Here is a 24,575-nt window from a genome sequence, read left to right on the forward strand (position 1 = left end):
AAAGAAGAATGCATTGGTGGGCTGCAATTACGATATGTAGGGGGGGCGGGTTTTTGAGGTGTACGGATAGGTTGGATTTTCGGGTTGTGTGGATTCGCTAAGTGGGTGCAACTGACAAGTGCGTGCGGTCGATAGTGAGTGCAGCTGACAACTGCATGAAGCTGAGAAATAAAGGAACTGCGATGCGTTAAGCGGAACGTTGGATCGTTCGTCGGGGGTTAGAGGAAGCAGGATGACTTATTCGTGTCGAAAAATGTTCATGTTCCGTAGAATGGGGGTATAAGCGAACGTCAGTTCCTCTATTTGCGCTGCGAGCGGCGAAATGGATGAGATAACGCATTGCAGTTCCTCTATCGTGGGCGGCGAGTGATTGGAAGCGGTTGACCGGGTAGGGGATCTTTCCACTGGTATTGTCGGGAGCGATGGATGCACGCTTCCATGCAGTGGAATGCTGTCCGTTCCTTCGGCCGCTTAGAGGGCGGGCTTCAGGACAAGGGTTCGATGTCAGTCAGGAGCGGAATTCGCCGGCTGGGAGCCTGCGAGCTGCAGGCCCAAGCTGTGACTCCGGATCCGGCGATGCCGGGTTTACCGTCCGGACTTTTGACGCTTTGCGATTTCTTGCGTAACGACGAAAGCAAGATCTTCGTTGCCGAACATGGACAGCACCCCGAGCAGCGTATCGTCCGGCACTTCCCCAGCTTCCTCCTTCGGCACGGTGAGCTCCAGCGCTTGCTGAAGCGCGGCGTTCGCTTCCTGCTGCGGATAGGCGCGCTCATACAGCGCGACGGGATCGAGGCCGTGGTTGATGCACCACTGGGCGAACGCGAGAATCATAATATTTTCGTCCCGCTGATAATTGCGGATGACTTGTTCTTCGATTTCTTTGCGGTTCATTGAAAAATCTCCTTCTAAGCGGTAAGATGGGTTCATTATATCGAAAGTTCAGGTGGGTTCACAATGATTCTTAACGAAAAAATTAAAGCGTCCGAAGTTCATTTGACCGGAGTCGACGGCGAAGATTTTGGCATCGTCCCTACTGCCGAGGCGTTGGCGATGGCCCGGAAGCTCAAGGTCGATCTGGTTTGCACGTCGCTCATGAGCAGTCCGCCGCCGTGCAAGCTGATCCGCGCCGGGGCGGCGAAAGAAGAGGCGCAGCAAGACCGAAAGCGCGAGCGGACGCCGAAGCTGAAGGAAATTCGTCTCACGCCGCAGATCGAGGAGCACGATTACGAGACGAAGAAGCAGCAGGCGGAGCGGATTTTGAAATCCGGGGACGCGGTCCAGTTCGTCGTGCGGATTCAAGGCAAGGAAGGAGCCCAAGCGAAAGCGCTGCTCGAATCGCTGCTGAACGATTTGGCCGAGAGCGGTCGCAAGAAAACGGGCATCCAGCTTAGCGGGAAGCAAGCGGCCGTTCAAGTCGATCCGTTGACCGACTAGGGCTGCGGGGAGCGTTTGCTACAGTGGCGGATTTTTTAACTTCAACCAATTTTGGCTATTTACACCTGTTTTCGGATTGCGATAGGATGGAAGGGATCGTAATCTGGAAGGAGTTTTCCATATGGAATACGGAATGAACAAAAATCGGGACAATTGGAACGACCGGGCGCCGGTGCATGAGCAATCCGAATTTTACGACGTGTCATCGTTTCTTGCTGGCCGTTCGTCTCTCTTGTCGGTCGAACTGGACGAATTAGGCGACGTGGCGGGGAAGTCGATGCTGCATCTGCAGTGCCATTTCGGACAGGATAGCTTGTCTTGGGCCAGGCTCGGAGCGCGGGTGACCGGGGTCGATTTTGCCGAGGAAGCGGTCAAGCTCGCCCGCTCGCTGAACGACAAGCTGGGGCTGGACGCCCGGTTCGTATGCGCGAATGTGTACGATGTGCCTCAGGAGCTGCCGGAGGAGACATTCGACATCGTGTTCACGTCTTACGGCGTACTGTGCTGGTTGCCGGATTTGACCCGATGGGCGGAAATTATCTATGAGAAGCTGAAGCCCGGCGGCACTTTTTATATTGCCGAAGGTCATCCGCTTGCCGATATTTTCGAACTGGTGGACGGAGAGCTGCGCATGGTTTATTCCTATTTCGAAGGCGAAGCGATCGTACTCGATTTCGAGGGCACGTATGCCGACCGGAATGCCAAGATCAACAATACCGTCACCTACGAATGGGCGCATTCGCTGGGGTCCATTGTAACCGCGCTGATTCAAGCCGGGCTGCGGATCGAATTCGTGCATGAGTTTCCTTTCTGTATGTACGAGAAGTTCCCAGGGCTGATGGAGAAAGGCGAGGACGGCTGGTGGAGAATGAAAGGGAAGGAGTATTTCCCGATGCTGTTCTCGATTCGGGCGACTAAGCCGACTGAAGCTTGAACGACCGCTACGTCCCGGTGCGGGGGGAATTGATGCGTATGGAACATAAATCTTTGTACATGGAAACGCTCAGACACTATTGTCCCGAGCTGCCGCTGCGCGAGGTTGAGGCCATCGAGTCCGGTCAAAACAACGATGTGCTGTTGGTCAATGGCGAGTGGATATTTCGATTTCCCAAATATGCGGAAGGGATCGAGCGGCTTCGCTACGAAGTCCGTCTTCTGAATGCCCTGAAGGAGCGGGTGTCGATCCCGGTCCCGGCCCCGGCGAAGTGGAATTTCCAATCCGAGCGGATCGGAAGCGTGTTTGTTGGCTATCCGAGAATTCTCGGGGAACCGTTACTGGACGGGCAGTGGAGGGAACTGGAGCGCGCGGGTGTCCCCACGGTTCGCGGGATTGCCCGGCAGCTCGCCGCCTTTTTGAACGAATTGCACAGCGTGCCTGCCGATGCATTGGGAGAGTCCGGGTCGGAGTATGACGGTTACCGCGAATGGTCGGACTTGTTCGAGCGCATCCGGGCGAAGCTGTATCCTCACATGAACCGGGAAGCGCAGCGATGGACGGAGCGGCACTTTGCGGGCTTTCTCGGCAATGGGTCGAACTTTCGAATAACGCCGGTGCTCGTTCACGGCGATTTCGGGGGCTCGAACATCCTTTACGATCCGGGGCGGCGCGAAATTAGCGGCATCCTCGATTTCGGTTCGTCCGGTCCCGGAGATCCGGCGGTGGATTATGCGGGGTTGCTCGCTTCTTATGGAGAGCCGTTTTTGCGGTATATGATCGAGCTTGATCCGGATATGGAAGGACTGCTGGAGCGGGTGAAATTTTATCAAGGGACGTTCGCGCTGCAGGAAGCGTTATTCGGTTTGGAGAACGACGACCCCGAAGCGTTTCGCGATGGGATCGAAGCGTACAGGTAAACTGTGCGGGGGCGGTGAAGCGGCACGGGGCTTCATGAGGCGCGAGCTGTGACACGGGCGACCGGGTTGATCGGCTGCGGCGCAACAAAAGTTCAGCTTGATTCATGTTTGGGCCATAAGGTAGACGGAAACAGTTATCTTCTAAGGTAACTGTTTTTTTGTTTTTTTCATCAGCCACAAAAATAGGGTTGCAAAAACTAATGACATTAGTTATTATAAAACTAACGATATTAGTTATTTAACTAAGGGGCGATATTAAGATGCAAATTAAACAAGAACTGACCGTTTACCAACTGACGTTTATGCCGCGGATGTTTCCGGTAAATTGTTACTTGGTTGAAGAGGACGATGGCTTGACATTGATCGATGCGGCTTCTCCCATACAGTGCCAAAGGAATTCTTCAAGCGGCACAAACGATCGGGAAGCCGATTACACGGATTGTCTTGACTCATGCGCACGACGATCATATCGGCGCGCTCGATAAGCTGAAGCAAGCGCTGCCCGGCGTTCCGGTGCATATTTCCGCCCGGGATGCGCGGCTGTTGGCGGGCGACGTCACGCTGGACCCGGGCGAGCCGAATACTCCGATTCGCGGCGGCGTGCCGAAGAATGTACGGACGTGCGCCGACGTCATGCTTCAGGACGGCGACCGGATCGGATCGCTGCTGGCTGTGGCGGCCCCGGGACATACGCCGGGCTCGATGGCTTTCCTGGACACCCGTAACCGGGCTTTGATTGCAGGCGACGCGTTCCAGACAAGAGGTGGCATCGCCGTATCGGGTCAAGTTCGGCCTTGGTTTCCGTTCCCGGCGATGGCAACTTGGAGCAAGGAGCTTGCGCTGGAGAGCGCCCGCAAGCTTCGGGAGCATCGGCCTTCGCTGCTCGCCGTAGGGCACGGGAGCATGCTCAGCCGTCCCGAAGAAGCGATCGGCCGCGCCATTGCCGGTGCCGAGCGCAATCTGCTACTCACCGCGAAAAGGAGCGTGTAAAACGATGTCGCCAAGAATCGGTCTCGATCTGCCTACGATCCTGCAAGCCGCGGTTGAAATCGCCGATACCCGCGGCCTGGAGGAAGTCACGCTGGCTTCGCTCGCTCAGAAGCTGGATGTTCGCTCCCCCTCCCTTTATAATCACGTGAACGGATTAAGCGGGCTGCGCAGCAAACTGGCCGTCTACGGCCTGGAGCAGCTTCTGCACGTCATGACGCAGGCCGTTGTCGGGCGCTCGGGAGACGACGCGGTACGCGAGCTAGGCAAAGCCTATGTGGCGTTTGCCCGCGCGCATCCGGGCCTGTACGATGCGACGCTTCGCGCTCCCGACCCGCAGGACGAAGAAGTGCGGCGATTGGCCGGCGAAACGGTCGATCTCGTGGTCCGCGCACTGCAGGCGTACGAGTTGAAGGACGATGCGGCGCTGCATGCCGTACGCGGACTGCGCAGCCTTCTGCACGGCTTTTCGTCGCTTGAACAGCGCGGCGGATTCGGGCTGCCGCTCGATCTCGACGTCAGCTTTCAGCTGCTGCTCGACACCTTTCTTGCGGGTCTGCACGAGATGAAGCGAAGGGCGAAGGCGGAGTCAAAGCCCAATTAAGAGGGAGGAAACCGGTATGAGCTTTATCGGTTGCTCGATCTGCTCGTACACCGGGCCGATATGCCTCTTTTTCCGGGGAATGCAGAAGGCTTACCTTTGCTCGGCTTCGGCTTGTGGCAGGTGGCATTATGGGCTTGTTATTAACCCTTTCGTTTGTAACGGATGTGTTTGGTTAAGAATGAGGAGGCTTACATCTCATGTCGGAGGAGATGGGAGGTCTCCTTTTTACTGGTTTCCAATAACTTGAATTTCCGCTATAATCACAACCATAGGCACTTCGAAAGATAAGGTCGGTGAAAGCATGTTCATTCGGATCAGAGAAGCGGTCCGGAAGAGTTAGGACTGGTCTATCGGATAATGCGCGAAGCGTTCGAAGATATTCGGAGCAAATCGCCCAAGGAGGCGGCACCGCATTTCCCGGGCATCGGGGGAAAAGGGCCGGCAAATACCTGCTCCGATACTGCAAGGAACTTGCTTGCTCAAGCCAGGGTCCTGCAACCCGGATCAGCGTCAGATTGCCGATCCCGGAGCCTCAATCAAAAAAGGAGCTGATAAGATGATTGCAACTTTCGTTCACACGATAACCGGATTATTATCCATGGATTTATACGGGGCGGTTCTTCCCTTGTTAGCGGTCGCTTTCGTATTCATTGCTTTATGTTATTTTATCGATAAAGGTATCCGCAGACAGTCCCGATAAAAGCGCATCATTCGTCAAGTCGTGCTTGCCGGATATCCGGATCGGGAGTATAATGGGTTCTTTAGTCATTCCGATTATATAGAAATAGAGAAGGAGAGAGAACCGTGAATGCTGGGATCGGTTATGGGCTGCTGGCTTACCTTGCCTGGGGCCTTTTGCCGTTGTTTTGGAAAACCTTTATTTCCGTATCCTCAGGAGAAATATTAGGTCACCGCGTCGTGTGGTCCTTCGTATTCGTTGCGCTGCTGCTGTTGATCGGCGGCCGTTGGAAGGCGCTCAAGAGCGCTTTTTCCGAGCGCAAAAATGTTTTGCCGATGGTAGGGTGCTCCCTGCTAATCAGCCTTAACTGGCTTATTTACATCTGGGCCGTCAACCACGACCGCGTGGTCGATCGAGCCTGGGCTATTACATCAACCCGCTGATAAGCGTGCTGCTTGGGGTCTGTTTCTTGGGCGAAAGGCTTCGCGCGGTACAATGGACGGCCATGGGGCTTGCTACGGTCGGGGTAACCGTTCTGACGTTTAGCTACGGATCGGTTCCTTGGGTATCGCTGGCTCTGGCGATGAGCTTCGGAGTGTACGGGCTCGTCAAAAAGAAAATGCGACTCGAGCCGATGGTTAGCCTCGCCGGAGAAACGATCGTCGTGCTGCCTGTGGCTGCCGTTTATTTGCTTGTTGTGGGGATGACAGGCCAATCGACGACATCGTCGTTAAGCACAGGCTACCAGTTGCTGCTGGCAACGTCAGGAGTGGCCACGGCGATGCCGCTGCTGTGGTTTGCCAAGGCGGCTCAAAGGCTGTCGCTGACGACCGTCGGATTCTTGCAATATTTGGCTCCAACCATCAGCCTCATTCTGGGTGTCACTTTGTACGACGAGCCGTTCACGACCGTTCACTTGATCAGCTTCTGCCTGATCTGGAGCGCGCTGCTGCTGTTTACGCTGAGTTCGCTGAAAGGCAGGCTCGCGATGCGTGCGGCGGGTACCGGAGTGCAGAAGGGATGAGCTTCATGGAAGCCGGTTCGACCGTTTGGGTCGGCCGGCTTTTGTTATTAATGATAGAATGTATAAGTTTTCAGCGGAGCTGAACCATTCTATCATTTCAAGAAAAGCTTCCTCTAAAGCACGAATGTATCTTCTTCGAAAGGGCTTCGACAAGAAGCTTTTCTTATTCCTGACCGCTTGCGGCTTACAAAGGAGTAAATATTTGTTAAGATAATGTTAATCCGAAACGAAGGAGTGACTAGCCATGGAAAGACGTCAGTTAGGAAATACGGATATGCAGGTCAGTATGCTTGGATTCGGCGGAGCGGAGATCGGGTTTGAAGGCGCTTCCGTATCGACCGTAGAGCGATTGCTCGATTCGGCGCTGGATGCGGGGTTGAATATAATCGATACGGCGGAATGTTATAGAGGCAGTGAGGAGCTGATCGGACAAGCGGTCGGTTACCGCCGGAAGGACTACTATTTGTTCACGAAATGCGGACATGCCTCCGGCTTTGCCATTCCGGACTGGGACCCGGATCTGCTCGCCCAAAGCATCGACCGCAGCTTGAAGCGGCTGAAGACGGATTATATCGACTTGATTCAGCTTCACAGCTGTTCGGAAGAGCTGTTGAAGCAAGGGGACGTCATTGAGGTGCTTCAGCGGGCGCGCGAGGCGGGAAAAGCACGCTACATCGGCTATAGCGGCGACCGCGAGGCGGCGCTCTATGCGATCCGCTGCGGGGCGTTCGATACGCTGCAGACGTCGGTCAACATTGCGGATCAGGAAGCCGTAGAGCTTACGATACCGGAAGCTGTCCGGCGGGGGATGGGCGTCATTGCCAAGAGACCGCTCGCGAATGTGGCCTGGCGGACCGGTGAGAAACCCGTTTCGGCTTATCATGAGCCGTATTGGGAGCGGTTACAGCGGCTTCGTTACGATTTTCTGCAAGGGGACTTAGAGCAGTCGGTCGAGATCGCGCTGCGGTTCACGCTGAGTATTCCGGGCGTGAGCACGGCCATTGTCGGCACGGCGAACCCGAACCGATGGGTGCAGAACGCAGAGCTGGCGGGGAAAGGCGTCCTGCCGGAAGCGCAGCTGCAAGCGATTCGCAGCCGTTGGCGCGAAACGGCGTCCGGGCAGGACTGGAGAGGGCAAGGGTAAATGCGTCAGGCGTCAAGCGCCCGTTCCGAGCGGGCTTGCCTAAGGGTGATAATGACGATCGCTAAGGCGCAGGCGGCGGCGACCCAGCCGTTGAACATAAAGACGTTCCGCATGCCGTACGCCTCGCTCGCATAGCCGCCCAGAAAGCTGCCGATGATCCGGGCAAGGCCAAGATTCAGAAGCCCGTTCAGCGTCTGGCCGCTCGCCTTGAGCTCCTTCGGCACTTCCTGGTTGATATACATCGCCATGGTGACGGTCAGGACGATAAAGATGAGCCCGTGCAGCAGCTGCGTGGGGAGCACCCAATACGGGTTGTCCGTGAACGAGAAGATGAACCAGCGGGCCATGGCCGCCAGACTCGATAAAAGCAAAATATGCGTCATGCGAACGCGCTTCATAATCTTGGAGGCAAATAGCAGAAACGGGATTTCGCTCAGGGACGAGATAACCATCGACCAGCCGAGCAGCACGCTGTCGCCGCCCATTTCTTTGTAGTACACCGGGAAAAACGTATAATAATACCCCATCGTAATTTGCAGTACCAGATTAATCGCCAGATAGGTGACGAGCTTGCGGTTTTTGAACAGCACCCACACCTGCATCTTGTTGCCGGCCGATTGATATCCCGATACCTTGGGGAACTTGGCCAGCAGCAGCAGCGACACCAGCATGACCGAGGCGTATGCGTAAAACAAATAGCCGATATGATCCTTGGCGATCCAGCCGAAGGTGATGGACATGACCGCGAAGCCGATCGTGCCGCCGAGCCGGATCGGGCCGAACGACCAGCGCTTGTGCTTCTCCAATTCCTCCAGCGTGATGGCGTCGCTCAAGGCGAAGATGGACGTTTGGAAAAACGTAAACAAGCACACGACGACAAGCAAGTACAGGAACGCTTCGGAGAAGGGGAACAGCAGAATCATTGCCCCGCTGCCCGCAATCAGCCAGCCGAGGACGGCGTTTTTCGTCTTGGCCCGGTCCCCGACGGTGCCCCACAACGGCTGTGCCAGCACGGCGACGAACGGACCGACGCTGAGCAGCGCCCCGATCTGGGTCGGCGTTGCGCCGATCGACTGAAAATAAACGGGAATGTACGTCCCGTAAATGGCATTGCCCATGTAAATGACGAAGTAGAACAATAAAAAATACGACATAGCCATCGTGCGATCCCGCTTTCGTTAGCAAAATAAGGAACGACCATAATTATCTCATTCCTCCGGCGGATTGACAATGAAAATCAGGCCCGCGAACGATGCGCAGCCAGCGTATGAACTCGGTGACGAGGTCGTACGCTTTTTTTTGTTGGCTATTGCTATTTTGCGCGTCAATGGATATAATTACAGTCAACTGCATATGTTACAGTAAACTGTAATATGAACACTAAGATGTTATGGGGTGATCGAATGAACGGCTATACGGCCAAGCAAATCACGGAGCTGCTTCAGCAGGACGAACCGGGGATCAACCTGCGGACCGTGCGCTATTATACCCAGATCGGGATCGTTCCTCCGCTTGAACTGGCGGGCAACAAGCGCGTTTACACGGACAAGCACCTGCACTATTTTCGCGCGGTTCTGACGCTTTCCAAGACCGGAGAGACGCTTGCCGCCATTCAGGAAAGGCTGAAGGATTTGCCGTTGGACGAAATAAGGCGGATCGGAGAGAGCATGGACATGTACCGCCCGGAGCGGGTGCTGGAGAACGAGACGGTCCGCATCAGCGACGATGTGTACATCACGGTGGGGCCGCAAACCCCGGGTGAGCTGAAACGAAAAATTATCGCCGCCGTTTCGGACGTCATGAAAGGGGAGAACCGGCTATGATCGCCGCAAGACTCGCAAAGCAAGCCATGGAGCATGAAGAAGGCATGAATCACCTGTGGGTCCGTTTCGAGCTGCCTCGGGCCGGGAGCATCAAGGATGTGCGGCTGACGGTTGACCTGCCACAAGGCGTGCATCGCTCTCCGAATTTGAACGGCTACCCGGAAACCGACTGCGGTGCTATTTTGCTCGGGGATTCGCCGGAGGGTCATGACGTATTTCTTGAGCTGTACACCGAAGAGGCGGCAGCTTGCGGCAGGGCGGATATTGGAATCGCTGTGGAATCCAAGGACGGAGAAACGGAAGTTGTTGCGGTCCAAAGCATTTGCATCTCCCTGGAGCTAAAAGCGGAGGATGACACGGAAGAATGGCCGATTGACGAGGAGGTGGTCGAACGAGTGAAGTCGCTGCAATGCAGGCTTCAAGACAGAGCCGCCGAAAAAGCGCGCGAATTCGTTATTCTCCCGCCGATCGTTAGACAGCGAAGCAGAGATTTCGCGGATTGGGAAAAAAAGTACCGTATCGATTACAGCTTTAACCATCGATAACCGAAGGAGGAAAGTTTCATGCATCTGATTCCATACGTGGTCGAGCAAACCGGCCGAGGAGAGCGCGCGTACGACATTTATTCAAGGCTGCTGCAGGACCGGATCGTATTTCTGACCGGACCGGTCACGGACGAAGCGGCGAATGCGATCATCGCGCAGCTCTTGTTTCTGGACGCGGCTGATCCCGACAAAGAAATCAAGCTGTACATCAACAGTCCCGGCGGCTCGATTGCGGCAGGTCTCGCCATCTACGATGCCATGCGGCTTGTCAAGCCTGATGTGAGCACGTTGTGCATCGGACTTGCCGCATCGATGGGCGCGTTTCTTCTGTCCGGCGGCACGAAGGGGAAGCGCTACGCGCTGCCGAACAGCGAAGTGATGATTCACCAGCCGCTTGGCGGGGCTCAAGGCCAAGCTTCGGACATCGAGATCGGCGCCCGAAGAATACTCAAGCTTCGCGACAAATTGAACGGGCTGCTCGCGGCACATACCGGGCAGCCCTTGGATACGGTCGAACGCGATACCGACCGGGATTATTTTATGAATGCGCAGGAAGCTCTGGCTTACGGCATCATCGATGAAATTTTGTACCGGGACGTTTAAAGACTAGGCTCCGGCCTCCAGTCCCGGACACCGTTGTCTTCGAGAATGCCAAGCGTAACGTCGGTAATGTCCGGATCGCTCAGCAGCATCGCTTTCAAGCGGAACTTAATATCGTCGGCGTCCGCCAGCGTCAAGCCGACGCGGAGCTCTACATAGCCGTCGACGTGATACGTCCGGCCTTCCTGCAGGATGCGGAGCTGGTTAATGTCCCGGACATCCGGGTCGGCCAGCAGCAGGCCGGCGACCCGATCCTCCACATCTTTCGGCGCGGCTACGCCGATCAGACCTACCATATTGTCGTACCCGACCTTGAACGCCACACCGACCATGAGAAATCCGATCAGGATCGTGGCGATTCCGTCCAGCATTTTAAAATCCGAAAGCTGTGTGACGATGACCGCGATCAAGGCAAGTGCCGCGCCCAGCGTCGCAACGATATCTTCATAGAAAACCAGCCGGGTAGGAGGGGCAGATCGACCGACATTCCGAAATGCGGCCGGTATGATCGCAAGTCCTTTGGCTTCCACGCGCGCTTCGCGGACGATTTCTTTCATCGCCTTCCACAGGATGGCGCCGTCGGTCAGGATGGCGATCAGCAGGATGGCAAAGTTCAGCCAAAAATTCGAAGCTTGCGCGGGATGGGCCAGTAGGTGAAAGCCTTCCAGAATCGTTTCGTAAGCCATGAAGGAAACAACCATCACCGCGGCCATGCAGAACAGATTGATCACACGGCCGAAGCCGGTGGGAAACCGCCGGGTCGGCTGTTTTTCCGCGAGCACGCTACCCGCAAAAACAAACCCTTGGTTGATCGCATCCGCTACCGAGTGCATGGCCGACGCGAACATCGCGCCGCTTCCGCTAAGCGCTGCGGCGACTCCCTTGGCTGCCGCGACAGCCGTATTTCCTAACGCCGCCATTAAGGAAGATGTGTTCCCTTTTTTTAGTAAAGCCCATAATCCCATCGTTTGCTCTCCTCATTGTTTTCGAGTTTGATATGCTTGTTGCCGGTTGCGGCCTAGTCGTTCCTAGTGTAGCCCGTTTGTTTCAACGGCAGAAGCGTCGTGGTGAACTCGTTTTTTTACAAGTTCTTATGAACTTATATTACGACCTTTTTCGTTAAACAACAAAGTTCATTTTGAAGCGTTCCCGGCGAAATAACGTCAGGAATGAGAAAGAGAAGGCCGTAGGAAGCTCAAGCTTAGCGGGATGAGCTTTTTGACATTCTCACTACAAAGTCTTATGATGAGTTCAAATGAACTCATTGCCACAAAGGGGCTCGCTTATGGAAACCTTTTATTTGACGAGAAAACAAATGGCCGGCTTGCTGATGTCTCTTGCGGGAAAGAAGGACCGGACGCCGCTAGCCACGCTGCAGGAGGCTTGGGCCAAATCGCACCGGTCGGATATGGAGCACGGCAAAACGCTGGGGGCGTTCGTATCCACCTCGTTGCCGCCGATCTTTGAGAAGCTGATCAAGATGAAGAACACAAGCGAAGGCTTCTCGTTAACCGATATCGTTGCGCTCGGCAATCAGATCGAATACGCGCAGTATTCGGTCACTTCGGTGCAGAATTGGGTGAAGCGGGATTTCAAGTCGCTGATTCCTTCGCCGAGGCTGGGGAAAAAATATTCGATCGACCAAACCGCCATCTTGTTCATGATCGACGATTTGAAGGCGACGCTCGATTTCGAGTCGATCCGCAAGCTGCTGACGCTCGTCTTCAACCGCCCGGAAGACGATACCGACGATGTCGTTTCCCCGCTACGGCTGTACGCCGCGTATTCCTCGATCTTTGAAGAGCTCGACCAGAATAACGACCAAGTGCTGGACTTGTCCGGACACGACAGCGGTCTGCGCAACCACGATCATATGCTGGAGCAGTTAATCAAGCAAAAGGCCGACGAATATGCCGGGACGGTGGACGGATTGAGCGACGGGCAGAAGGAGCTGCTTAGCCATACGATTTTTATCGCTATGGTGTCGGTGCAGACCTCGTATTTTCAATCCTTGGCCAAACGTTATTTGAACGCAACGCTGTTTTTTCAGGATTTGGTGTAGCGATTTTTGCCGTGGTAACTTTAGCTGCAACTCGTTCTCGGACAGGCCCGGCCCGGCAGGCTCGTGCTATAATGTTACCGTGAAGGGAGAGAATTGATCATGCTAACCTTGAGAGCCGCACGGGAAGAAGACATGCCGTGGGTGAATGAGCAGTACCGGGAAGTAGGCTTCGCCGCATCCGATTATGGGAACGAAATCATCGTGATCGCCGAATGGGACGGAGAAAAGGCCGGTATCGGCCGTTTGGTCAATATGGGGCAAGATACATACGAGATGGGCGGCATTTATGTGCAGGAGCGCTTCCGCGGGAAGCAGGCGGCAGGCGCTATCGTTGGTTTGCTGGTGGAGGAAGCCGGGCGGCGGGAGATTCTACACGTCTACTGCATTCCGTTCGCGCATCTGGAGTCCTTTTACAGCCGGTTCGGCTACAAACGGGTGGAGGACGAGTCTGCCGTACATCCCGGGGTATTGAAGAAATATCGATGGTGTCGCACCGAGTATCCGCAAGAGACGATCTTGATGAAGCTGATTCCCTGACAGTCATTGTCAGTGATTGTTTGTTATACTAAGCACAATCAACGGTAAGGGAGATGCAGCAATGACGAAATTCGTTCAACCAATGCTCAAGCCGTTCACGTTACCGAATGGGATCGAACTGAAAAACCGCATCGTCATGGCGCCGATGACGCATTCGGCTTCGCTAGCGGACGGGACCGTTTCGGAGGCGGAAATCAAGTACTATGCGAGACGCGCCAACGGGGTCGGCATGCTGGTCACGGCTGCGGCCGGCGTCACTGCCAGCGGAAGCTTCCCGGGGACGGCGCTCGCCGACCGCGACGAGCTGATTGCCGGGCTCAGCCGTCTGGCTTCCGTCATCAAGAGCGAAGGAGCGAAGGCGGTGCTGCAAATCGTTCACGGCGGACGCAAGTGCTTTCCGGGCGGAGATCTTGTGAGCGCAAGCGCGATCCCGGAAGAAAAGGAAGGGGCTGCGGTGCCCCGCGAACTGACCGATTCCGAGATTACCGGAATCATCCGGGCGTTCGGCGAAGCGACCCGGCGGGCAATCGAAGCCGGGTTCGACGGGGTCGAGCTTCACGGGGCCAACGGATTTCTCATTCATCAGTTTTTCTCCCCGCATTCCAACCGCCGAACCGACCGCTGGGGCGGAACGCTGGAGAAGCGCATGACGTTCCCGCTGGAGCTGATCGGCGAAGTGCAGCGGGTCGTGCGCGAGCATGCGAAGGAGCCGTTCATCGTCGGGTACCGGCTTTCCCCTGAGGAACCGGAATCGCCGGGGATTACGATGGCGGATACGTTGGCTTTTGTCGAGGTGCTCGCGGGCCGGGGACTCGATTATCTCCATATCTCGCTCAATGATTTCCGCTCCGTTCCCCGCCGCGGGGCGGACGATTCCCGAACCCGCCTGGAGCTCATTCAGGAACTGGTCGGCAACCGGGTCCCGGTGATCGGTGTGGGAGCAATTCGCACCGCCCAAGACGCCGCGCAGGCGCTGGAGTCGGGAATTCCGCTCATTGCGATCGGCCGCGCGCTCATCATCGAGCCGGATTGGGTTGCCAAAGTGGCGCAAGGACGCGAGCAGGAGCTTCGCGTGACACTGTCCAAGAACGATCAGGAAAGCCTCGCCATCCCGGATTCGCTCTGGAGAATGATTTTGGCCGTTCCGGGCTGGTTCCCGGTCGAAGCCGAAGCGTAGAAAGTAAGCTTTCATCCAATCGGTTACAAGCTCCCCATTCTTTTGGAACGGGGAGTTTTTTGATTGACAATCGGGATTGTTTTTCTCTATAATTTCGACTAATATCAAAGTCAAATTAAAAGGTGAAAAGCGACATGTCTCCTCGTACCAGAGAACAAAACGAAGAAATTCGGAAGCAGCGCAAACAAGAAATTTTGCAGGCGGCGATCCGCGTGTATGTCGATAAAGGGTACTCGGCATCCGAGATGGGGGATATCGCGAGTCAGGCTGGGCTTGCGCATGGGCTGGTCTACTATTATTTCAAAAATAAAAAGGCCTTGTTCCGCGAGCTTTATGAAGTCATGATGGAGGAATCCAGACAGTTTACGAAGACCTTCTTCGAACAAGAGGGGTCTGTGTTTGAGTTGTTCAAGAATTATGCTCACATCGTATGTGAGCGTGTCTTGGAGGATCCTGCAATACCGCGATTTTACATGCGGATTAGTTTGGATTTACAGCACTTGTATACGCCGGAAGAGTTTTCTCCATTCGAGTGGGTGAAAAACTTCATGAATCCGATGACTCTAGCGATTGAAAAGGGGATCGGGCAGGGCACAATTCAACAAGGTGACGCTAATCTGATGGCTATGCAGTTCTGGGGTTCTGTATCCCAGGGGATGAATTATCTGGATCAGGTACAGCAGGAACTTATAGCGCAGGGGATTCCGGAAACGGCACGGAAAGAGCAGTTAAAGAAGATTTTGGATCAGGTGGTCGAATCGTCCGTTTCCTTGTTTAAGCCTCAATAAATTTTTTTACTTTTATTATTGACTTATATGTCAATCAAAAATATGATGGCAATAAGGAGAGTGATTGGTTATGGCTACGATTCGCAAGGAAATCATGATTGAGGCTACACCGGAGCAAGTGTGGGATGCGGTGCGTGATGTCGGCGCGGTGCATCGGCGCTTCGTACCCGGCTATACCGTGGATACATGTCTGGATGGCGATTACCGAATTCTCACCTTTGCGAACGGAGCGGTCGTGCGTGAGCTTATCGTTGCCGTGGATGACGAGGCGCGTCGGCTGGCGTATGCAGTAGTGGAAGGAAGCATGCCGCTTGTGCACCACCATGCGTCGTTCCAAGTCTTTGCCGAAAATGATCGCCGCAGCCGGCTTGTTTGGATCACCGACTTTTTGCCTCATGGGCTCGCAACGGAAATTCGAATACGCGTAGAACGGGGAGCCGAAGTGATGAAACAAACGATTGAGGCAGAAGTTAAAGCGGATAGCTGATGTCATAAAAAGGAGATGAAAAATATGAAAATATTGGTGATCGCAGCCCATCCGAATTTGCAGCAGTCGCGAGTCAACAAATGCTGGATAACGGAATTGCGCCGGCATCCCGATCAAGTGACGGTGCACGAATTGTATGCAGCGTACCCGGATAAAACCATCGACATCGAGCGCGAGCAAGCCCTGATCGCCGAGCATGATCGGCTTGTTTTGCAATTCCCTCTTCAATGGTACAGCACGCCATCGCTGCTAAAGCAATGGCTGGATGAAGTCATTACAACGGCCTGGTTGTTCGGACCCGGCGGCAGGGCAGTGGCAGGTAAAGAACTTTTGCTTGCCATCTCCATCGGAGGTGTAGAAGCGTCTTACCAGGCAGGAGGCTTGATCGGTTACACCATCAGCGAACTGACCCGGCCCTTGCAAGCCCTCGCTAACCAAATCGGCATGACGATGCTCCCGCATTTCAAATTGCACGGTGCGGTACAAGCAACGGACGAGCAGATCGAAGACAGCGCCAAACAGTACCTCCAATACATCTTGAATCCTGAACTCGATCCCCGAATAGCCAGACAACGAATGCTGGATGAGATGAAACAAAAAATGAAGGCGGCTCAGTAATCCTTAGACCACGGACTCCTATGTTCGTGGTGTTTTTCTATTGTTGTCATTGACACTCCGGTGCGGGATAAGAGGATGTTATTATTTTTAACGCGATATTTGATATAATGGGATTCCAGCTCACCGCAGAATTGGCATGCACAATATAATAAATGAAGAAGGTGGACGCGATGAAATCCGATTTTCAGGAAGTAAAATTATCCGAATTAAGCGATATTCAAGTTGATTATTTTATCGGGCCGTCAAAGACCGTGGAATATCGCGATATAATGATTATAAAATACTCGGGCGAGTACGGCTTCGGCTCGGCGGGGAACAGCGATGCGGTATATATGAAAGCGATGGGCCGGGCGGCGCTGGAAGCCTGGAAGCCGGATGCGATTATTCTGGACTGGTCCGATCTGAAGTACGAATGGGGAGATATGCTGGAGATGGTGCTGGATATCGATATCGGCTGCTGCGAGCCTGCTCTGCCCATGGCTGTTATTGTAGGCCCGCCTTGCGAGGAGGCCGTAAGGACGCTCCTGCTTGGAATTGACAGCGAGGAAGAGCTGGAAACGATCGAATGGGTGTTCAAAAATAAAGACGAGGCGATCGATTATATCGAAAAGCAATTGCAGAAAGCAGGGTCCTAACAAATGAATACTTACGCTGCGATGCTGCGCGGAATTAATGTGAGCGGACAAAAAATTATTAAAATGGATCGTTTGAAAAGCATTTGAATATTTTACTAAGTTCTGTAACTTTTTCCTTGGTTATTGCGTTTGGTATATGGGCACGGTTGGAACATAGCCGCGGCCCAGCTGCGAACGGGAATCTAATGATAGGAGAGTCTGGATGCTTATGTTAACGATGACGACGGAAAGACTTCTCATTCGGGAGTATAAGGAAAGCGATTTCGATGAACTCAAGGTGCTGCTTTCCGACCCTGAGACGATGCGTTTTTGGCCCCAGCCTTTTGACGATGATCAAGTCCATAATTGGCTGGAAAGAAGCATTCGGAACTATCGGGATTTGGGGTATGGCAGATGGGGTGTCTTTCTGAAGGCGAATGGGAAGTTCGTCGGTGACTGCGGCTTCTTGAGGTACAAAATTATAGATCGCTTCGAAAGCGATCTGGGCTATATCATTCACCATCATTACTGGCATCAAGGCTATGGGTACGAAGCGGCCAAGGCTTGCTTGGAATACGGTTTCGGTTCATTGCAATTCGACAGTATATGCGCCAATATGGCGCACGACCATCTGGCCTCGCAGAAGGTGGCCGAAAAATTGGGGATGAAGCAGGAAGCGCAGTTTACGAATCCGCGGAACCGGGATTTGCTGACCTATGTATACCGGATAAGTAGAAATGAAGCGTCTGGCAAGGAAGAAAATTAAGTTGAAAAAGCAATAATTTGCGATGTTCACGGCAATGGGGAGGGAGTCTGCAATTGTTCAAGTTTGGGGAGACGCCACCGATCCGGTTAATCAAGGTTTTGTTTTATACGGGATGGATTCCGATAGCTTATAAAGCCGCTCTATTCGGAGAAGAAATCTATAGCACAACTACCTATATGACAACGGTTAAAGAAGGATATTTTGACACGGTCAAGGCGGTAAACGATCTTCCAAAAGGAATTGCGTACGGCGTTGTCGCGTTTGTGGTAGTCGTTGTGATATGGAAGATTTTTTGCGAGATTTTGCTGATCGTTTTGCGGTTTTTCGAATCGAGAAAATGAGTAAAAAGCCCGTAAATGAACGAATGGGTTGCACGAATGAAATGATGCAGTACAATAAACGTGTTTAAAAGTTTAAACCTGTAAGGTGATGGCGATCAAAAAGCACGAGTGTACGAACAAAGAGGTTATTCTCGAAAAGTTCAAATTAAGCACACCGATCTTCCAAGCTTTAGGCGATGTCAACCGGCAGCAGATCATTGCGCTTCTGCTGGAGCTGAACAGCTTGAATGTCAATCAAATTACCGAGCGTATGGATATTTCCAGGCCTGCGATTTCTCATCATTTGAAAATTTTAAGACAGGCCGATCTGATCGACTTCGACCGCAGCGGCAAAGAGAAATATTATCGTTTAAGTAAAAATTTGCGCGGTTCGCTGCAGTTGATTAAAGATTTGATCGTCGCAGTGGAGGAAAGCAACTAATTTTTTTTTGATTTATAAGTTTGTAAGTTTAAACCTAATAATATAAAGAGGGTGGCGTGAATGAATGCAGTCGTGTTTGGAGGCAGCGGATTTATCGGGAGTCATACGGTGGAGCAATTGGTGTTGGCCGGACATGAGGTGACTGCGGCCGTTCGCGAGCAGAGCGATACGGCTTTTTTGGATAGACTGGGGTGAACGTTGTCCGGGTTGATTTTTCCGATTCGTCGTCCATTGCTGCAGTCATTTGCGGATATGAGATCGTCTATAATTGTACGGCGGATGCTAAGCTGCACACGGTGATTGACACGGAAGCCGAGGTGGAGGTCAAGCTGACACGAAGGCTATCGAAGCGGCCGCTTCCCAAGGAGCTGAACGTTTTATCCAGTTAAGCACGATTGTCATGTATGATTTTCGGACAGGAGATCCTATCGACGAATCCTACGTGACCGTGCCGGAATATCCGATCCAAACGTTGGCCGTGAAGAGGGAGGAAGTGGTCCGGCAAGCCGGGCGAGAAACCGGATCGAGACGATTCTGCTGCGTCCGGCCAGCACGATTGGGGCCCGCGATCTTTCGTCGTTCTTCTCCAGGCTGTACCGGGCGCACGTACACGATCAATACCCGGTCTTCCGAGACGGCTCCGGCCGGGTTTCGCTGATCGATACGCGAAACATCGGACGGGCGATGGCATGGCTCGGGTTCTTGGATATGAACGGTCAAGCGGACGACGCTTACCTGTTAAAGGGATTCGACACGACTTGGGGCGGACTGAAGGCCGAGATCGATCGCGCCGCCGGAAAAGCTGCCGCAACGATACGGATTCCGGATAGTCCGACAGAGGAGCAGCTGGCTCAGCTCCATTTGACCCCTTTTGCGATAAAAAGCTTCACCATCAACCGGTTATGGAACGATAGTAAAATTCGCCGGCAAGGCTTTGCGCCCCGCTATTCTCTGACCGATGCCGTAGATGCCGCCGTCCGGGACTTGATCCGCCGGAACGGGAGCAGCTTTTAAATATCGCTCTTAACAAGGTTCAAAGAACATGATAAACTTCCTTTGTGAACAAAGATGGGAGGATTTACCTATGCTGCCTGCGGATATTTTTTGGAGACCGAGCACTGGGATCGGTTATGAACACCTTAAATTCAGAGAAGAAAACAATCAAATTATCATAGATAGTATTGTTATCGGAAGTCAAAATAGCAATGACATCTTCAGAGTGAAATATGATATCGTGCTCGATAAAAGTTGGGTCACCAGATCAGTCACAATTCGTTACTTGGGAGAAGATCAAGGGTTGAGTCTCTCGTCCGACGGCAAGGGGATCTGGAAAGATGAACAGGGACAAGTCATTCCCGAATTATTAGGCTGTGTGGATATTGATATTTCATGCACTCCCTTTACGAATACACTTCCGATCAACCGATTGCCGCACGAGCCAATGCAGCAGCAGGAGATCCAAGTGGTCTACATTTCCGCCGCCGATTTGAACTATAGACAGGTTAAGCAGAACTATACCTTACTGGAAAGCGGGAAGGATTCGTCTATATTTCGATATCACAGCGGGAATTTTAAGGAGAATATTACGGTCGATTCAAACGGAATTGTAGTGATTTATCCGGATTTATTTTATCGTGAGATGGGGCCAGATGCACGATAAGAAGGTCCATAACAAAAAGCCCCGGAAAGGGGCTTTGTATGTTTCATCCGACAGCCGGGACTAATAGTTTAGCACGTTCTTGGACCACTCGGCGTATCCTTTGGAGGATTTCTCTTTTGCGATTTTGGCGTATTCGTCGGCTTTTCCGATGCTATTTAAATATTCGTTATTATCGCTTGCTTTTTTGTCCCGGACATATTTATCGAGATAATCCAAAGCAAGCTGATAATGTCTGGTGCTCTCCCGGTAATCGGATAGGATGAACCTCATCTGGCTCGTATCGATACCATACTTATTGAAATCGTCATAGACGTTTTCCGTCGTTTCCTTCGTTAGGTTTGTTAGCGTTTCATTGGCTTTGAAGTAGCTTGTCTTGGCAATGGAAAGTAAGGAGGAAGCCTCCGCTTTCGATGCATTCATGGCATCGGCAGTAAGCCGTATGGTAGTGCGGGCGGAATCCAGCGATTCGCCAAGTGTCTGCAGTTTCAAGTATAGCTCGGCAGCCTCGGCATATTTTTTAAGCTTCTTTACATCGTTTTGCTGCTTCGTGGCCTCGGATTTGTCCGCTGCTGCAGGAGGTGCCGCAGGAGGCTCGGGGAGCTTGACATCCACCTGATAAGCGTCGCCGTCCCATGTCACGGAAGCCCCGAGCTGCCGTAGCAAAGAAATCGGCACGAGTGTGTTGCCGTCATAGATCATGGCAGGCACTTCGCCCGCTTCGAGCGGCTTCCCGTTTGACGTTACTTTCACGATCGGATTTCCTTTGTAATCCCCGTTCAATCCGGAGGCGTTCACGGCTCCGGCCATCAGGATTAGGGTGGCGGACAATACCGCAATCTTCTTCTTCATGGATTTCCCTCTCTGATTCCCCATCGACTGGTGGATTGGCTAATTACTGGATAAAAATACTAATTATCTATATTTTCAGCGGGTTTGTCCAATGACGGGCCGCTAACTGACGCGGTAGAGTAGATACATTTCGTACAAGGAAGGGGGATCGGCGTCAGCTTTGACGCTGTTCCTCTTTATTTTGAGTGACGATATATCTATGCCATTTATTATCAGCGGCCGATGTGATATATTAGGTCTTGCCTAATAAAGTTAGGCGCTGCCTAATCTTTGGGTTCGGAAAGGGGAAGGCTTATGCTGGTGTGGATGTTAAGAAAGATCATGATGGAGCGGGGCATCCGAACGGGGGCCGCACTGGCCCGGCTGTTAAAAGAAAAAGCAGGCTACGAGCTGTCCGCCCCTTCGATCAGCGCCCTGCTGACCGGCCAGCCCAAGCAGATGAAGACTGAGACGCTGGACGCTTTATGCACGGCTTTGGACTGTACCCCGAACGACTTGTGGGTGCATACGCCGTCGCAAGTCAGAAGCGCATCCTTATAAATGAAAAGAGGCGTTAACACTACGGCTGAAAAAACAATCCTGCCGTTCGGCGACCCGGTTCTTCGCAAAAAAGCCAAGCCGGTGGAAGAGGTAAATCCGAGAATCCTTAAGCTGCTTGACGATATGGTCGATACGCTGTATGCCGCAGAGGGCCGGGCGGGGCTTGCGGCGCCGCAGATCGGATTTTTGCGTAGGGTGATTGTGATGGACTGCGGCGACGGACTTATTGAGCTCATCAATCCGGTCATGCTGGACATGTCCGGAGAGCAGGTCGGGCCGGAAGGCTGCCTGTCGTTTCCCATGCATTCCGGGTTCGTGAAGCGGGCCAATCAAGTCAAGATCAGCAGCTTGAACCGGCAAGGCGAGACGTTCGTTCTCGAAGCGGAAGGGTACCTTGCGCGCTGCATTCAACATGAAATGGACCACCTGGACGGGGTGCTCTACATCGACCGGATAGAAGGGAATGCGCTCATTCACGACGAGACGGGGCGCAAGGTCAATGTGTTCGACATTATTCGTCTGTCCAAGCCTGAGCATTAAAGAAGCGGAAGTACCCAAAAAGAAACAGCCCGGACTTGAGGTTCAAGCTCGGGCTGTTTCGCGTGGTTTACCTTTTTCTCATCTCGAAAAACTCGCACAAGTCTCTGCGGTGATAAGCGACATCGCTGACCCCGGACTGAATCACGACCGTGTCATTGTCGAAGCGGGTGATAATACCGCCGGAACCGACCACATGGTCGTCTTGAAAAACCCGGATCGATGCTTCGCGTTCCATCGCCTCCTGGAAATCCGCATCGGTTACCAATCTATGATTGCGTGCCATTCTTGTTCTCCTTCGTCGTTAGGCTGTATCCATTGTACCATATTTGCGAAAAACCATCAGAATAGGCCATGGTGCAGCGCGTATCCGGTCTTGGCGGTGAAAAGGGCATCGGGAGTGGCATGCTGTCTTACCCGGAAGCATAAAGTTTAGAAAGACTCCGAATCCATCTATCAAGGAGCGGATGGCCAATGTCAACGGTCGTGCATACGATGCCTGCGTTAATCCGGCACGAGACAGATATGCAAATGTTCCGTCAATGCTTGTCAAGTCTGGAGCGGGCCGAACGGAGAGCCGTTCTTGTGCTGCATAATCAAGGCATGCTTACGAACGACCGCTTGCTGGCAATGGTAAGCTCGTTTGAACTGGATACGCATATGATCGGCGGCGGGGAGAACGTCGGCATTCCTGCGGCCAGACAGGCTTGTTTTGAGTACGTTTGGGAGCATTTCCCGGATTGCGCATACCTAACCGAAATTCACCCGGATATGCTGTTTCCTGCGGATTGGACGGCGCCGCTGCAAGCTTTCCTGCAGACACGGCCAGAGGAGCCGTGCGTCTGTCCGGGGATATTAACGGCCGCCGGAGAATGGCATCCCGAAGGGAAGGGCGTGCGCAGCGCAGCCGTTCCGGGTTCGATCCCGGAGCTGCTTGCTCTGTTGGTCGAAGTTCAAAGAGAGGAAGTGGCCGAGGGATTCGTCCATCCGGTCATGCACCGGTCCAAGGCTCTGCGGACGGTCGGCGGGTATCACTTGGAGGATTTGCGGGGAAAGCAGGGCTACGAAGACGATTATTTGCTGCTCGCTTACTATCACGAGCTGAGACTGCCCAAAGGCTGGAGGCCGAAGGCGGATCTTCGTTCCCGCGTCTTTCATTATACGATGGCACAGCGCATGGATTATAGCGATTTGAACGAACAAGCCGGGTTGAATCTGCAAGGGCTGCTGCGGCGTTTTGGAACCCAGGGGCTTTACGATCTGAAAAACATCCATGCTTTGTCCAGTTTTCCGATAGGAGGATCTGTATGAACGTGGTGTTTTTCGGGGAACCCGGCGGGGAAGAGGAAGCAGGGTTTCCGCTGCTGCCGGATTGGCAGGTGCTTGTCGTTTCCGCGGGGAAGAAGTCCGGGAAGAAGAACGGCATCTCCTATGTGCCACTTTCAGCGGTTAGAGAGCTGGAGCCGTCGCATGGGGTGGCCGTGGTGTCCCATCCGTATTGGATGCCCTTCCTTCGGCAGTGGAAGCCTTATGCCGTGATCGGGCTCGCTTACGGTGCGGATGCTTCTTCAGATGCTTCCTTTCATTATTATCGGAAGGCGCTGAACAGGTTCTGCGATGCGGTCTTGACCGATTCGGAAGAGGCCATGTTGGACTTGAGTCTACGGGGCATTCCGGCCTTTCACTCGCCCGGACCGCTCGGGCTGAGCGAGGGTACGGCGATTGCCGAGCGCTGCGCTGAGCTTGTGGGCTTGTGCAAAGCGAATGCGGACGTTTACGATTTGAGGCGGTCTATTCAGGAGCTGGCAGCGCACAAAAGAACGGAACGGACGGAGGGGCTGCTTGAAGCCATCGAATGCGAGCCTCACAATGAAGCTCTCATCACGCTTGCCGCTCGTTATTTGTACGCGGAAGGACGGCATAGCGAAGCGGAGTACTATGGCTTTCAAGCCTTTGGCCGCTGTGTCGTGGCGAGTGGAAGCCGCTGCCTCTCTCTTTACCGCTGGATTGCGATGGTCCAGGCCCGGCAAGGCAAGACCGAGGACGCTTTGAACAGCTTCGGCGTTACGGCGATTCAAGCCGAAGACAAGGCCCGCTACCAGCGGCTGCTTGCCGCTTACGACCAGCAGCTGCATGCTCTGGTTTGCGCAGACATTTGCCGGGAGAACGGGGATATGGCGTATGCTTTGGAATTGCTCGAACGGCACCCTACGCCTTTTGACCGTTCCATCCGTTATCAGCTTTACAAAGAAACAGACCAGTATTCGAAAGCGCTGGATCTGCTTGCTCAGGACCGTCCGAAGGAGCTGGCAGTGGAACGGGAGAGGTGGCTTCTGCTCGGAGAGCAGGAAGAGCAGGAAGGCTGCGTGCCGCAGGCCGTTTCTTTTTATTTGAAAGCGGCTTGCATCGATCAGGAGGTGATTTCGAACATCTTGCGCTTGGAGATGGTGGAACGTTTTCTGGCTGCCTATTCTTAAACGA

At 53.4% G+C, this 24,575-nt stretch carries 35 protein-coding genes and 2 pseudogenes; 32 read left to right on the forward strand and 5 right to left on the reverse strand.

Annotated elements, in window-relative coordinates; translation table 11 throughout:
• Nucleotides 1-585: 585 nt before the first annotated feature.
• Nucleotides 586-894, reverse strand: a complete 309-nt coding sequence (locus tag QMG93_RS33735; protein WP_281944301.1) for a hypothetical protein — start codon at nt 892-894, stop codon at nt 586-588.
• A 63-nt stretch (nt 895-957) separates the two neighbouring features.
• Between QMG93_RS33735 and infC the strand changes: the two genes are divergently transcribed.
• From infC to QMG93_RS33775, 9 genes and pseudogenes are all read left to right on the forward strand, one after another.
• Complete coding sequence (infC, locus tag QMG93_RS33740; RefSeq protein ID WP_281944302.1) at nt 958-1,437, forward strand: translation initiation factor IF-3; 480 nt, start codon at nt 958-960, stop codon at nt 1,435-1,437.
• A 121-nt stretch (nt 1,438-1,558) separates the two neighbouring features.
• Complete coding sequence (locus QMG93_RS33745) at nt 1,559-2,371, forward strand: class I SAM-dependent methyltransferase (RefSeq protein WP_281944303.1); 813 nt, start codon at nt 1,559-1,561, stop codon at nt 2,369-2,371.
• Between the two features lie 38 nt (nt 2,372-2,409).
• Nucleotides 2,410-3,291 carry a phosphotransferase family protein gene (locus QMG93_RS33750; protein ID WP_281944304.1) on the forward strand — a complete coding sequence of 294 codons (882 nt, stop codon included), beginning with the start codon at nt 2,410-2,412 and terminating at the stop codon, nt 3,289-3,291.
• A gap of 260 nt (nt 3,292-3,551) precedes the next feature.
• Nucleotides 3,552-4,281 (forward strand): annotated as a pseudogene (locus tag QMG93_RS33755) (MBL fold metallo-hydrolase).
• 4 nt (nt 4,282-4,285) lie between these two features.
• Nucleotides 4,286-4,882: a TetR/AcrR family transcriptional regulator gene (locus QMG93_RS33760; RefSeq protein WP_281944305.1), complete on the forward strand. Its 597-nt coding sequence runs from the start codon at nt 4,286-4,288 to the stop codon at nt 4,880-4,882.
• Nucleotides 4,883-4,912: 30 nt separating this feature from the next.
• Nucleotides 4,913-5,002 (forward strand): annotated as a pseudogene (locus QMG93_RS33765) (permease); the annotation flags it as partial.
• 684 nt (nt 5,003-5,686) lie between these two features.
• Nucleotides 5,687-6,004, forward strand: coding sequence for a hypothetical protein (locus tag QMG93_RS35265; RefSeq protein ID WP_309299721.1), 318 nt, complete (start codon nt 5,687-5,689; stop codon nt 6,002-6,004).
• A 26-nt stretch (nt 6,005-6,030) separates the two neighbouring features.
• Nucleotides 6,031-6,585, forward strand: a complete 555-nt coding sequence (locus tag QMG93_RS35270; protein WP_309299722.1) for an EamA family transporter — start codon at nt 6,031-6,033, stop codon at nt 6,583-6,585.
• A 244-nt stretch (nt 6,586-6,829) separates the two neighbouring features.
• Nucleotides 6,830-7,729 carry an aldo/keto reductase gene (locus QMG93_RS33775; protein WP_281944306.1) on the forward strand — a complete coding sequence of 300 codons (900 nt, stop codon included), beginning with the start codon at nt 6,830-6,832 and terminating at the stop codon, nt 7,727-7,729.
• Between the two features lie 5 nt (nt 7,730-7,734).
• On the opposite strand, the gene QMG93_RS33780 is transcribed toward QMG93_RS33775, so the two are convergent.
• Nucleotides 7,735-8,889 (reverse strand): MFS transporter, encoded by a 1,155-nt coding sequence (locus QMG93_RS33780; RefSeq protein ID WP_281944307.1) that lies wholly within the window; start codon nt 8,887-8,889, stop codon nt 7,735-7,737.
• A gap of 243 nt (nt 8,890-9,132) precedes the next feature.
• On the opposite strand from QMG93_RS33780, the gene QMG93_RS33785 reads away from it, so the two are divergent.
• Genes QMG93_RS33785 through clpP form a run of 3 tightly spaced genes read left to right on the forward strand, consistent with a single transcriptional unit; the run spans nt 9,133 to nt 10,700 of the window.
• The gene (locus QMG93_RS33785; protein ID WP_281944308.1) at nt 9,133-9,552 is read left to right on the forward strand and encodes a MerR family transcriptional regulator; all 420 of its coding nucleotides are present in this window, start codon (nt 9,133-9,135) and stop codon (nt 9,550-9,552) included.
• Nucleotides 9,549-10,097, forward strand: coding sequence for a hypothetical protein (locus tag QMG93_RS33790; protein WP_281944309.1), 549 nt, complete (start codon nt 9,549-9,551; stop codon nt 10,095-10,097). The genes QMG93_RS33785 and QMG93_RS33790 overlap by 4 nt, the downstream gene beginning before the upstream one ends.
• 18 nt (nt 10,098-10,115) lie before the next feature.
• Nucleotides 10,116-10,700, forward strand: coding sequence for an ATP-dependent Clp endopeptidase proteolytic subunit ClpP (clpP, locus tag QMG93_RS33795; protein ID WP_281944310.1), 585 nt, complete (start codon nt 10,116-10,118; stop codon nt 10,698-10,700).
• Here the strand turns inward: clpP and QMG93_RS33800 are convergent.
• A complete protein-coding gene (locus tag QMG93_RS33800) occupies nt 10,697-11,662 on the reverse strand; it encodes a cation diffusion facilitator family transporter (protein ID WP_281944311.1) in 966 nt (321 codons plus the stop codon). The genes clpP and QMG93_RS33800 overlap by 4 nt on opposite strands.
• Nucleotides 11,663-11,982: 320 nt before the next feature.
• On the opposite strand from QMG93_RS33800, the gene QMG93_RS33805 reads away from it, so the two are divergent.
• The 16 genes from QMG93_RS33805 (at nt 11,983) to QMG93_RS33880 (ending at nt 20,168) form a co-directional block, all read left to right on the forward strand.
• Nucleotides 11,983-12,759 (forward strand): DUF1836 domain-containing protein, encoded by a 777-nt coding sequence (locus QMG93_RS33805; protein ID WP_281944312.1) that lies wholly within the window; start codon nt 11,983-11,985, stop codon nt 12,757-12,759.
• 99 nt (nt 12,760-12,858) lie between these two features.
• Nucleotides 12,859-13,296, forward strand: a complete 438-nt coding sequence (locus QMG93_RS33810; RefSeq protein WP_281944313.1) for a GNAT family N-acetyltransferase — start codon at nt 12,859-12,861, stop codon at nt 13,294-13,296.
• Between the two features lie 61 nt (nt 13,297-13,357).
• On the forward strand, nt 13,358-14,473 hold the full coding sequence (locus QMG93_RS33815) for an NADH-dependent flavin oxidoreductase (protein WP_281944314.1): 1,116 nt from the start codon (nt 13,358-13,360) through the stop codon (nt 14,471-14,473).
• 134 nt (nt 14,474-14,607) lie between these two features.
• Nucleotides 14,608-15,261 carry a TetR/AcrR family transcriptional regulator gene (locus QMG93_RS33820; RefSeq protein WP_281944315.1) on the forward strand — a complete coding sequence of 218 codons (654 nt, stop codon included), beginning with the start codon at nt 14,608-14,610 and terminating at the stop codon, nt 15,259-15,261.
• A 70-nt stretch (nt 15,262-15,331) separates the two neighbouring features.
• Nucleotides 15,332-15,748 (forward strand): SRPBCC family protein, encoded by a 417-nt coding sequence (locus QMG93_RS33825; protein WP_281944316.1) that lies wholly within the window; start codon nt 15,332-15,334, stop codon nt 15,746-15,748.
• A 24-nt stretch (nt 15,749-15,772) separates the two neighbouring features.
• Nucleotides 15,773-16,366, forward strand: coding sequence for an NAD(P)H-dependent oxidoreductase (locus tag QMG93_RS33830; protein ID WP_281944317.1), 594 nt, complete (start codon nt 15,773-15,775; stop codon nt 16,364-16,366).
• Nucleotides 16,367-16,536: 170 nt separating this feature from the next.
• Entirely contained in the window at nt 16,537-17,001 is a 465-nt protein-coding gene (locus QMG93_RS33835) for a hypothetical protein (protein ID WP_281944318.1), read from the forward strand.
• Between the two features lie 3 nt (nt 17,002-17,004).
• Nucleotides 17,005-17,088 (forward strand): DUF1697 domain-containing protein, encoded by an 84-nt coding sequence (locus QMG93_RS33840; protein ID WP_281944337.1) that lies wholly within the window; start codon nt 17,005-17,007, stop codon nt 17,086-17,088.
• A 115-nt stretch (nt 17,089-17,203) separates the two neighbouring features.
• A complete protein-coding gene (locus tag QMG93_RS33845; RefSeq protein WP_281944319.1) occupies nt 17,204-17,746 on the forward strand; it encodes a GNAT family N-acetyltransferase in 543 nt (180 codons plus the stop codon).
• A 53-nt stretch (nt 17,747-17,799) separates the two neighbouring features.
• Complete coding sequence (locus QMG93_RS33850) at nt 17,800-18,087, forward strand: hypothetical protein (protein WP_281944320.1); 288 nt, start codon at nt 17,800-17,802, stop codon at nt 18,085-18,087.
• 94 nt (nt 18,088-18,181) lie between these two features.
• Nucleotides 18,182-18,508, forward strand: coding sequence for an ArsR/SmtB family transcription factor (locus QMG93_RS33855; protein ID WP_281944338.1), 327 nt, complete (start codon nt 18,182-18,184; stop codon nt 18,506-18,508).
• Nucleotides 18,509-18,568: 60 nt separating this feature from the next.
• Complete coding sequence (locus QMG93_RS33860; protein WP_281944321.1) at nt 18,569-18,703, forward strand: NAD-dependent epimerase/dehydratase family protein; 135 nt, start codon at nt 18,569-18,571, stop codon at nt 18,701-18,703.
• Nucleotides 18,700-18,897 (forward strand): hypothetical protein, encoded by a 198-nt coding sequence (locus QMG93_RS33865; protein ID WP_281944322.1) that lies wholly within the window; start codon nt 18,700-18,702, stop codon nt 18,895-18,897. Before QMG93_RS33860 ends, QMG93_RS33865 begins: the two co-directional genes overlap by 4 nt.
• A gap of 11 nt (nt 18,898-18,908) precedes the next feature.
• Nucleotides 18,909-19,166 carry a hypothetical protein gene (locus tag QMG93_RS33870; protein ID WP_281944323.1) on the forward strand — a complete coding sequence of 86 codons (258 nt, stop codon included), beginning with the start codon at nt 18,909-18,911 and terminating at the stop codon, nt 19,164-19,166.
• A 26-nt stretch (nt 19,167-19,192) separates the two neighbouring features.
• A complete protein-coding gene (locus QMG93_RS33875) occupies nt 19,193-19,522 on the forward strand; it encodes a hypothetical protein (RefSeq protein WP_281944324.1) in 330 nt (109 codons plus the stop codon).
• A 70-nt stretch (nt 19,523-19,592) separates the two neighbouring features.
• Nucleotides 19,593-20,168 (forward strand): putative glycolipid-binding domain-containing protein, encoded by a 576-nt coding sequence (locus tag QMG93_RS33880; RefSeq protein WP_281944325.1) that lies wholly within the window; start codon nt 19,593-19,595, stop codon nt 20,166-20,168.
• A 60-nt stretch (nt 20,169-20,228) separates the two neighbouring features.
• On the opposite strand, the gene QMG93_RS33885 is transcribed toward QMG93_RS33880, so the two are convergent.
• Nucleotides 20,229-21,017, reverse strand: coding sequence for a stalk domain-containing protein (locus QMG93_RS33885; protein WP_281944326.1), 789 nt, complete (start codon nt 21,015-21,017; stop codon nt 20,229-20,231).
• Between the two features lie 294 nt (nt 21,018-21,311).
• On the opposite strand from QMG93_RS33885, the gene QMG93_RS33890 reads away from it, so the two are divergent.
• Both QMG93_RS33890 and def read left to right on the forward strand, forming a co-directional pair.
• Complete coding sequence (locus QMG93_RS33890) at nt 21,312-21,557, forward strand: helix-turn-helix domain-containing protein (RefSeq protein WP_281944327.1); 246 nt, start codon at nt 21,312-21,314, stop codon at nt 21,555-21,557.
• A complete protein-coding gene (def, locus tag QMG93_RS33895; RefSeq protein WP_281944328.1) occupies nt 21,558-22,097 on the forward strand; it encodes a peptide deformylase in 540 nt (179 codons plus the stop codon).
• 67 nt (nt 22,098-22,164) lie between these two features.
• Here the strand turns inward: def and QMG93_RS33900 are convergent, their stop codons facing one another.
• Nucleotides 22,165-22,380 (reverse strand): hypothetical protein, encoded by a 216-nt coding sequence (locus tag QMG93_RS33900; protein ID WP_088835360.1) that lies wholly within the window; start codon nt 22,378-22,380, stop codon nt 22,165-22,167.
• Nucleotides 22,381-22,568: 188 nt separating this feature from the next.
• On the opposite strand from QMG93_RS33900, the gene QMG93_RS33905 reads away from it, so the two are divergent.
• Nucleotides 22,569-23,405 (forward strand): hypothetical protein, encoded by an 837-nt coding sequence (locus QMG93_RS33905; protein WP_281944329.1) that lies wholly within the window; start codon nt 22,569-22,571, stop codon nt 23,403-23,405.
• The gene (locus QMG93_RS33910; protein WP_281944330.1) at nt 23,402-24,571 is read left to right on the forward strand and encodes a hypothetical protein; all 1,170 of its coding nucleotides are present in this window, start codon (nt 23,402-23,404) and stop codon (nt 24,569-24,571) included. The genes QMG93_RS33905 and QMG93_RS33910 overlap by 4 nt, the downstream gene beginning before the upstream one ends.
• Nucleotides 24,572-24,575 lie beyond the last annotated feature (4 nt).

The sequence above is a fragment of the Paenibacillus tyrphae genome, assembly GCF_027925525.1.
GTDB classification, from domain to species: Bacteria; Bacillota; Bacilli; order Paenibacillales; family NBRC-103111; genus Paenibacillus_G; species Paenibacillus_G tyrfis_B.

Bases quoted from the DNA above. Each gene is read 5' to 3' on its own strand.
- QMG93_RS33735 (WP_281944301.1), bottom strand. From the start codon at position 894: ATGAACCGCAAAGAAATCGAAGAACAAGTCATCCGCAATTATCAGCGG.
- infC (WP_281944302.1), top strand. From the start codon at position 958: ATGATTCTTAACGAAAAAATTAAAGCGTCCGAAGTTCATTTGACCGGA.
- QMG93_RS33745 (WP_281944303.1), top strand. From the start codon at position 1,559: ATGGAATACGGAATGAACAAAAATCGGGACAATTGGAACGACCGGGCG.
- QMG93_RS33750 (WP_281944304.1), top strand. From the start codon at position 2,410: ATGGAACATAAATCTTTGTACATGGAAACGCTCAGACACTATTGTCCC.
- QMG93_RS33760 (WP_281944305.1), top strand. From the start codon at position 4,286: ATGTCGCCAAGAATCGGTCTCGATCTGCCTACGATCCTGCAAGCCGCG.
- QMG93_RS33775 (WP_281944306.1), top strand. From the start codon at position 6,830: ATGGAAAGACGTCAGTTAGGAAATACGGATATGCAGGTCAGTATGCTT.
- QMG93_RS33780 (WP_281944307.1), bottom strand. From the start codon at position 8,889: ATGGCTATGTCGTATTTTTTATTGTTCTACTTCGTCATTTACATGGGC.
- QMG93_RS33785 (WP_281944308.1), top strand. From the start codon at position 9,133: ATGAACGGCTATACGGCCAAGCAAATCACGGAGCTGCTTCAGCAGGAC.
- QMG93_RS33790 (WP_281944309.1), top strand. From the start codon at position 9,549: ATGATCGCCGCAAGACTCGCAAAGCAAGCCATGGAGCATGAAGAAGGC.
- clpP (WP_281944310.1), top strand. From the start codon at position 10,116: ATGCATCTGATTCCATACGTGGTCGAGCAAACCGGCCGAGGAGAGCGC.
- QMG93_RS33800 (WP_281944311.1), bottom strand. From the start codon at position 11,662: ATGGGATTATGGGCTTTACTAAAAAAAGGGAACACATCTTCCTTAATG.
- QMG93_RS33805 (WP_281944312.1), top strand. From the start codon at position 11,983: ATGGAAACCTTTTATTTGACGAGAAAACAAATGGCCGGCTTGCTGATG.
- QMG93_RS33810 (WP_281944313.1), top strand. From the start codon at position 12,859: ATGCTAACCTTGAGAGCCGCACGGGAAGAAGACATGCCGTGGGTGAAT.
- QMG93_RS33815 (WP_281944314.1), top strand. From the start codon at position 13,358: ATGACGAAATTCGTTCAACCAATGCTCAAGCCGTTCACGTTACCGAAT.
- QMG93_RS33820 (WP_281944315.1), top strand. From the start codon at position 14,608: ATGTCTCCTCGTACCAGAGAACAAAACGAAGAAATTCGGAAGCAGCGC.
- QMG93_RS33825 (WP_281944316.1), top strand. From the start codon at position 15,332: ATGGCTACGATTCGCAAGGAAATCATGATTGAGGCTACACCGGAGCAA.
- QMG93_RS33830 (WP_281944317.1), top strand. From the start codon at position 15,773: ATGAAAATATTGGTGATCGCAGCCCATCCGAATTTGCAGCAGTCGCGA.
- QMG93_RS33835 (WP_281944318.1), top strand. From the start codon at position 16,537: ATGAAATCCGATTTTCAGGAAGTAAAATTATCCGAATTAAGCGATATT.
- QMG93_RS33840 (WP_281944337.1), top strand. From the start codon at position 17,005: ATGAATACTTACGCTGCGATGCTGCGCGGAATTAATGTGAGCGGACAA.
- QMG93_RS33845 (WP_281944319.1), top strand. From the start codon at position 17,204: ATGCTTATGTTAACGATGACGACGGAAAGACTTCTCATTCGGGAGTAT.
- QMG93_RS33860 (WP_281944321.1), top strand. From the start codon at position 18,569: ATGAATGCAGTCGTGTTTGGAGGCAGCGGATTTATCGGGAGTCATACG.
- QMG93_RS33870 (WP_281944323.1), top strand. From the start codon at position 18,909: ATGTATGATTTTCGGACAGGAGATCCTATCGACGAATCCTACGTGACC.
- QMG93_RS33875 (WP_281944324.1), top strand. From the start codon at position 19,193: ATGGCATGGCTCGGGTTCTTGGATATGAACGGTCAAGCGGACGACGCT.
- QMG93_RS33880 (WP_281944325.1), top strand. From the start codon at position 19,593: ATGCTGCCTGCGGATATTTTTTGGAGACCGAGCACTGGGATCGGTTAT.
- QMG93_RS33885 (WP_281944326.1), bottom strand. From the start codon at position 21,017: ATGAAGAAGAAGATTGCGGTATTGTCCGCCACCCTAATCCTGATGGCC.
- QMG93_RS33890 (WP_281944327.1), top strand. From the start codon at position 21,312: ATGCTGGTGTGGATGTTAAGAAAGATCATGATGGAGCGGGGCATCCGA.
- def (WP_281944328.1), top strand. From the start codon at position 21,558: ATGAAAAGAGGCGTTAACACTACGGCTGAAAAAACAATCCTGCCGTTC.
- QMG93_RS33900 (WP_088835360.1), bottom strand. From the start codon at position 22,380: ATGGCACGCAATCATAGATTGGTAACCGATGCGGATTTCCAGGAGGCG.
- QMG93_RS33905 (WP_281944329.1), top strand. From the start codon at position 22,569: ATGTCAACGGTCGTGCATACGATGCCTGCGTTAATCCGGCACGAGACA.
- QMG93_RS33910 (WP_281944330.1), top strand. From the start codon at position 23,402: ATGAACGTGGTGTTTTTCGGGGAACCCGGCGGGGAAGAGGAAGCAGGG.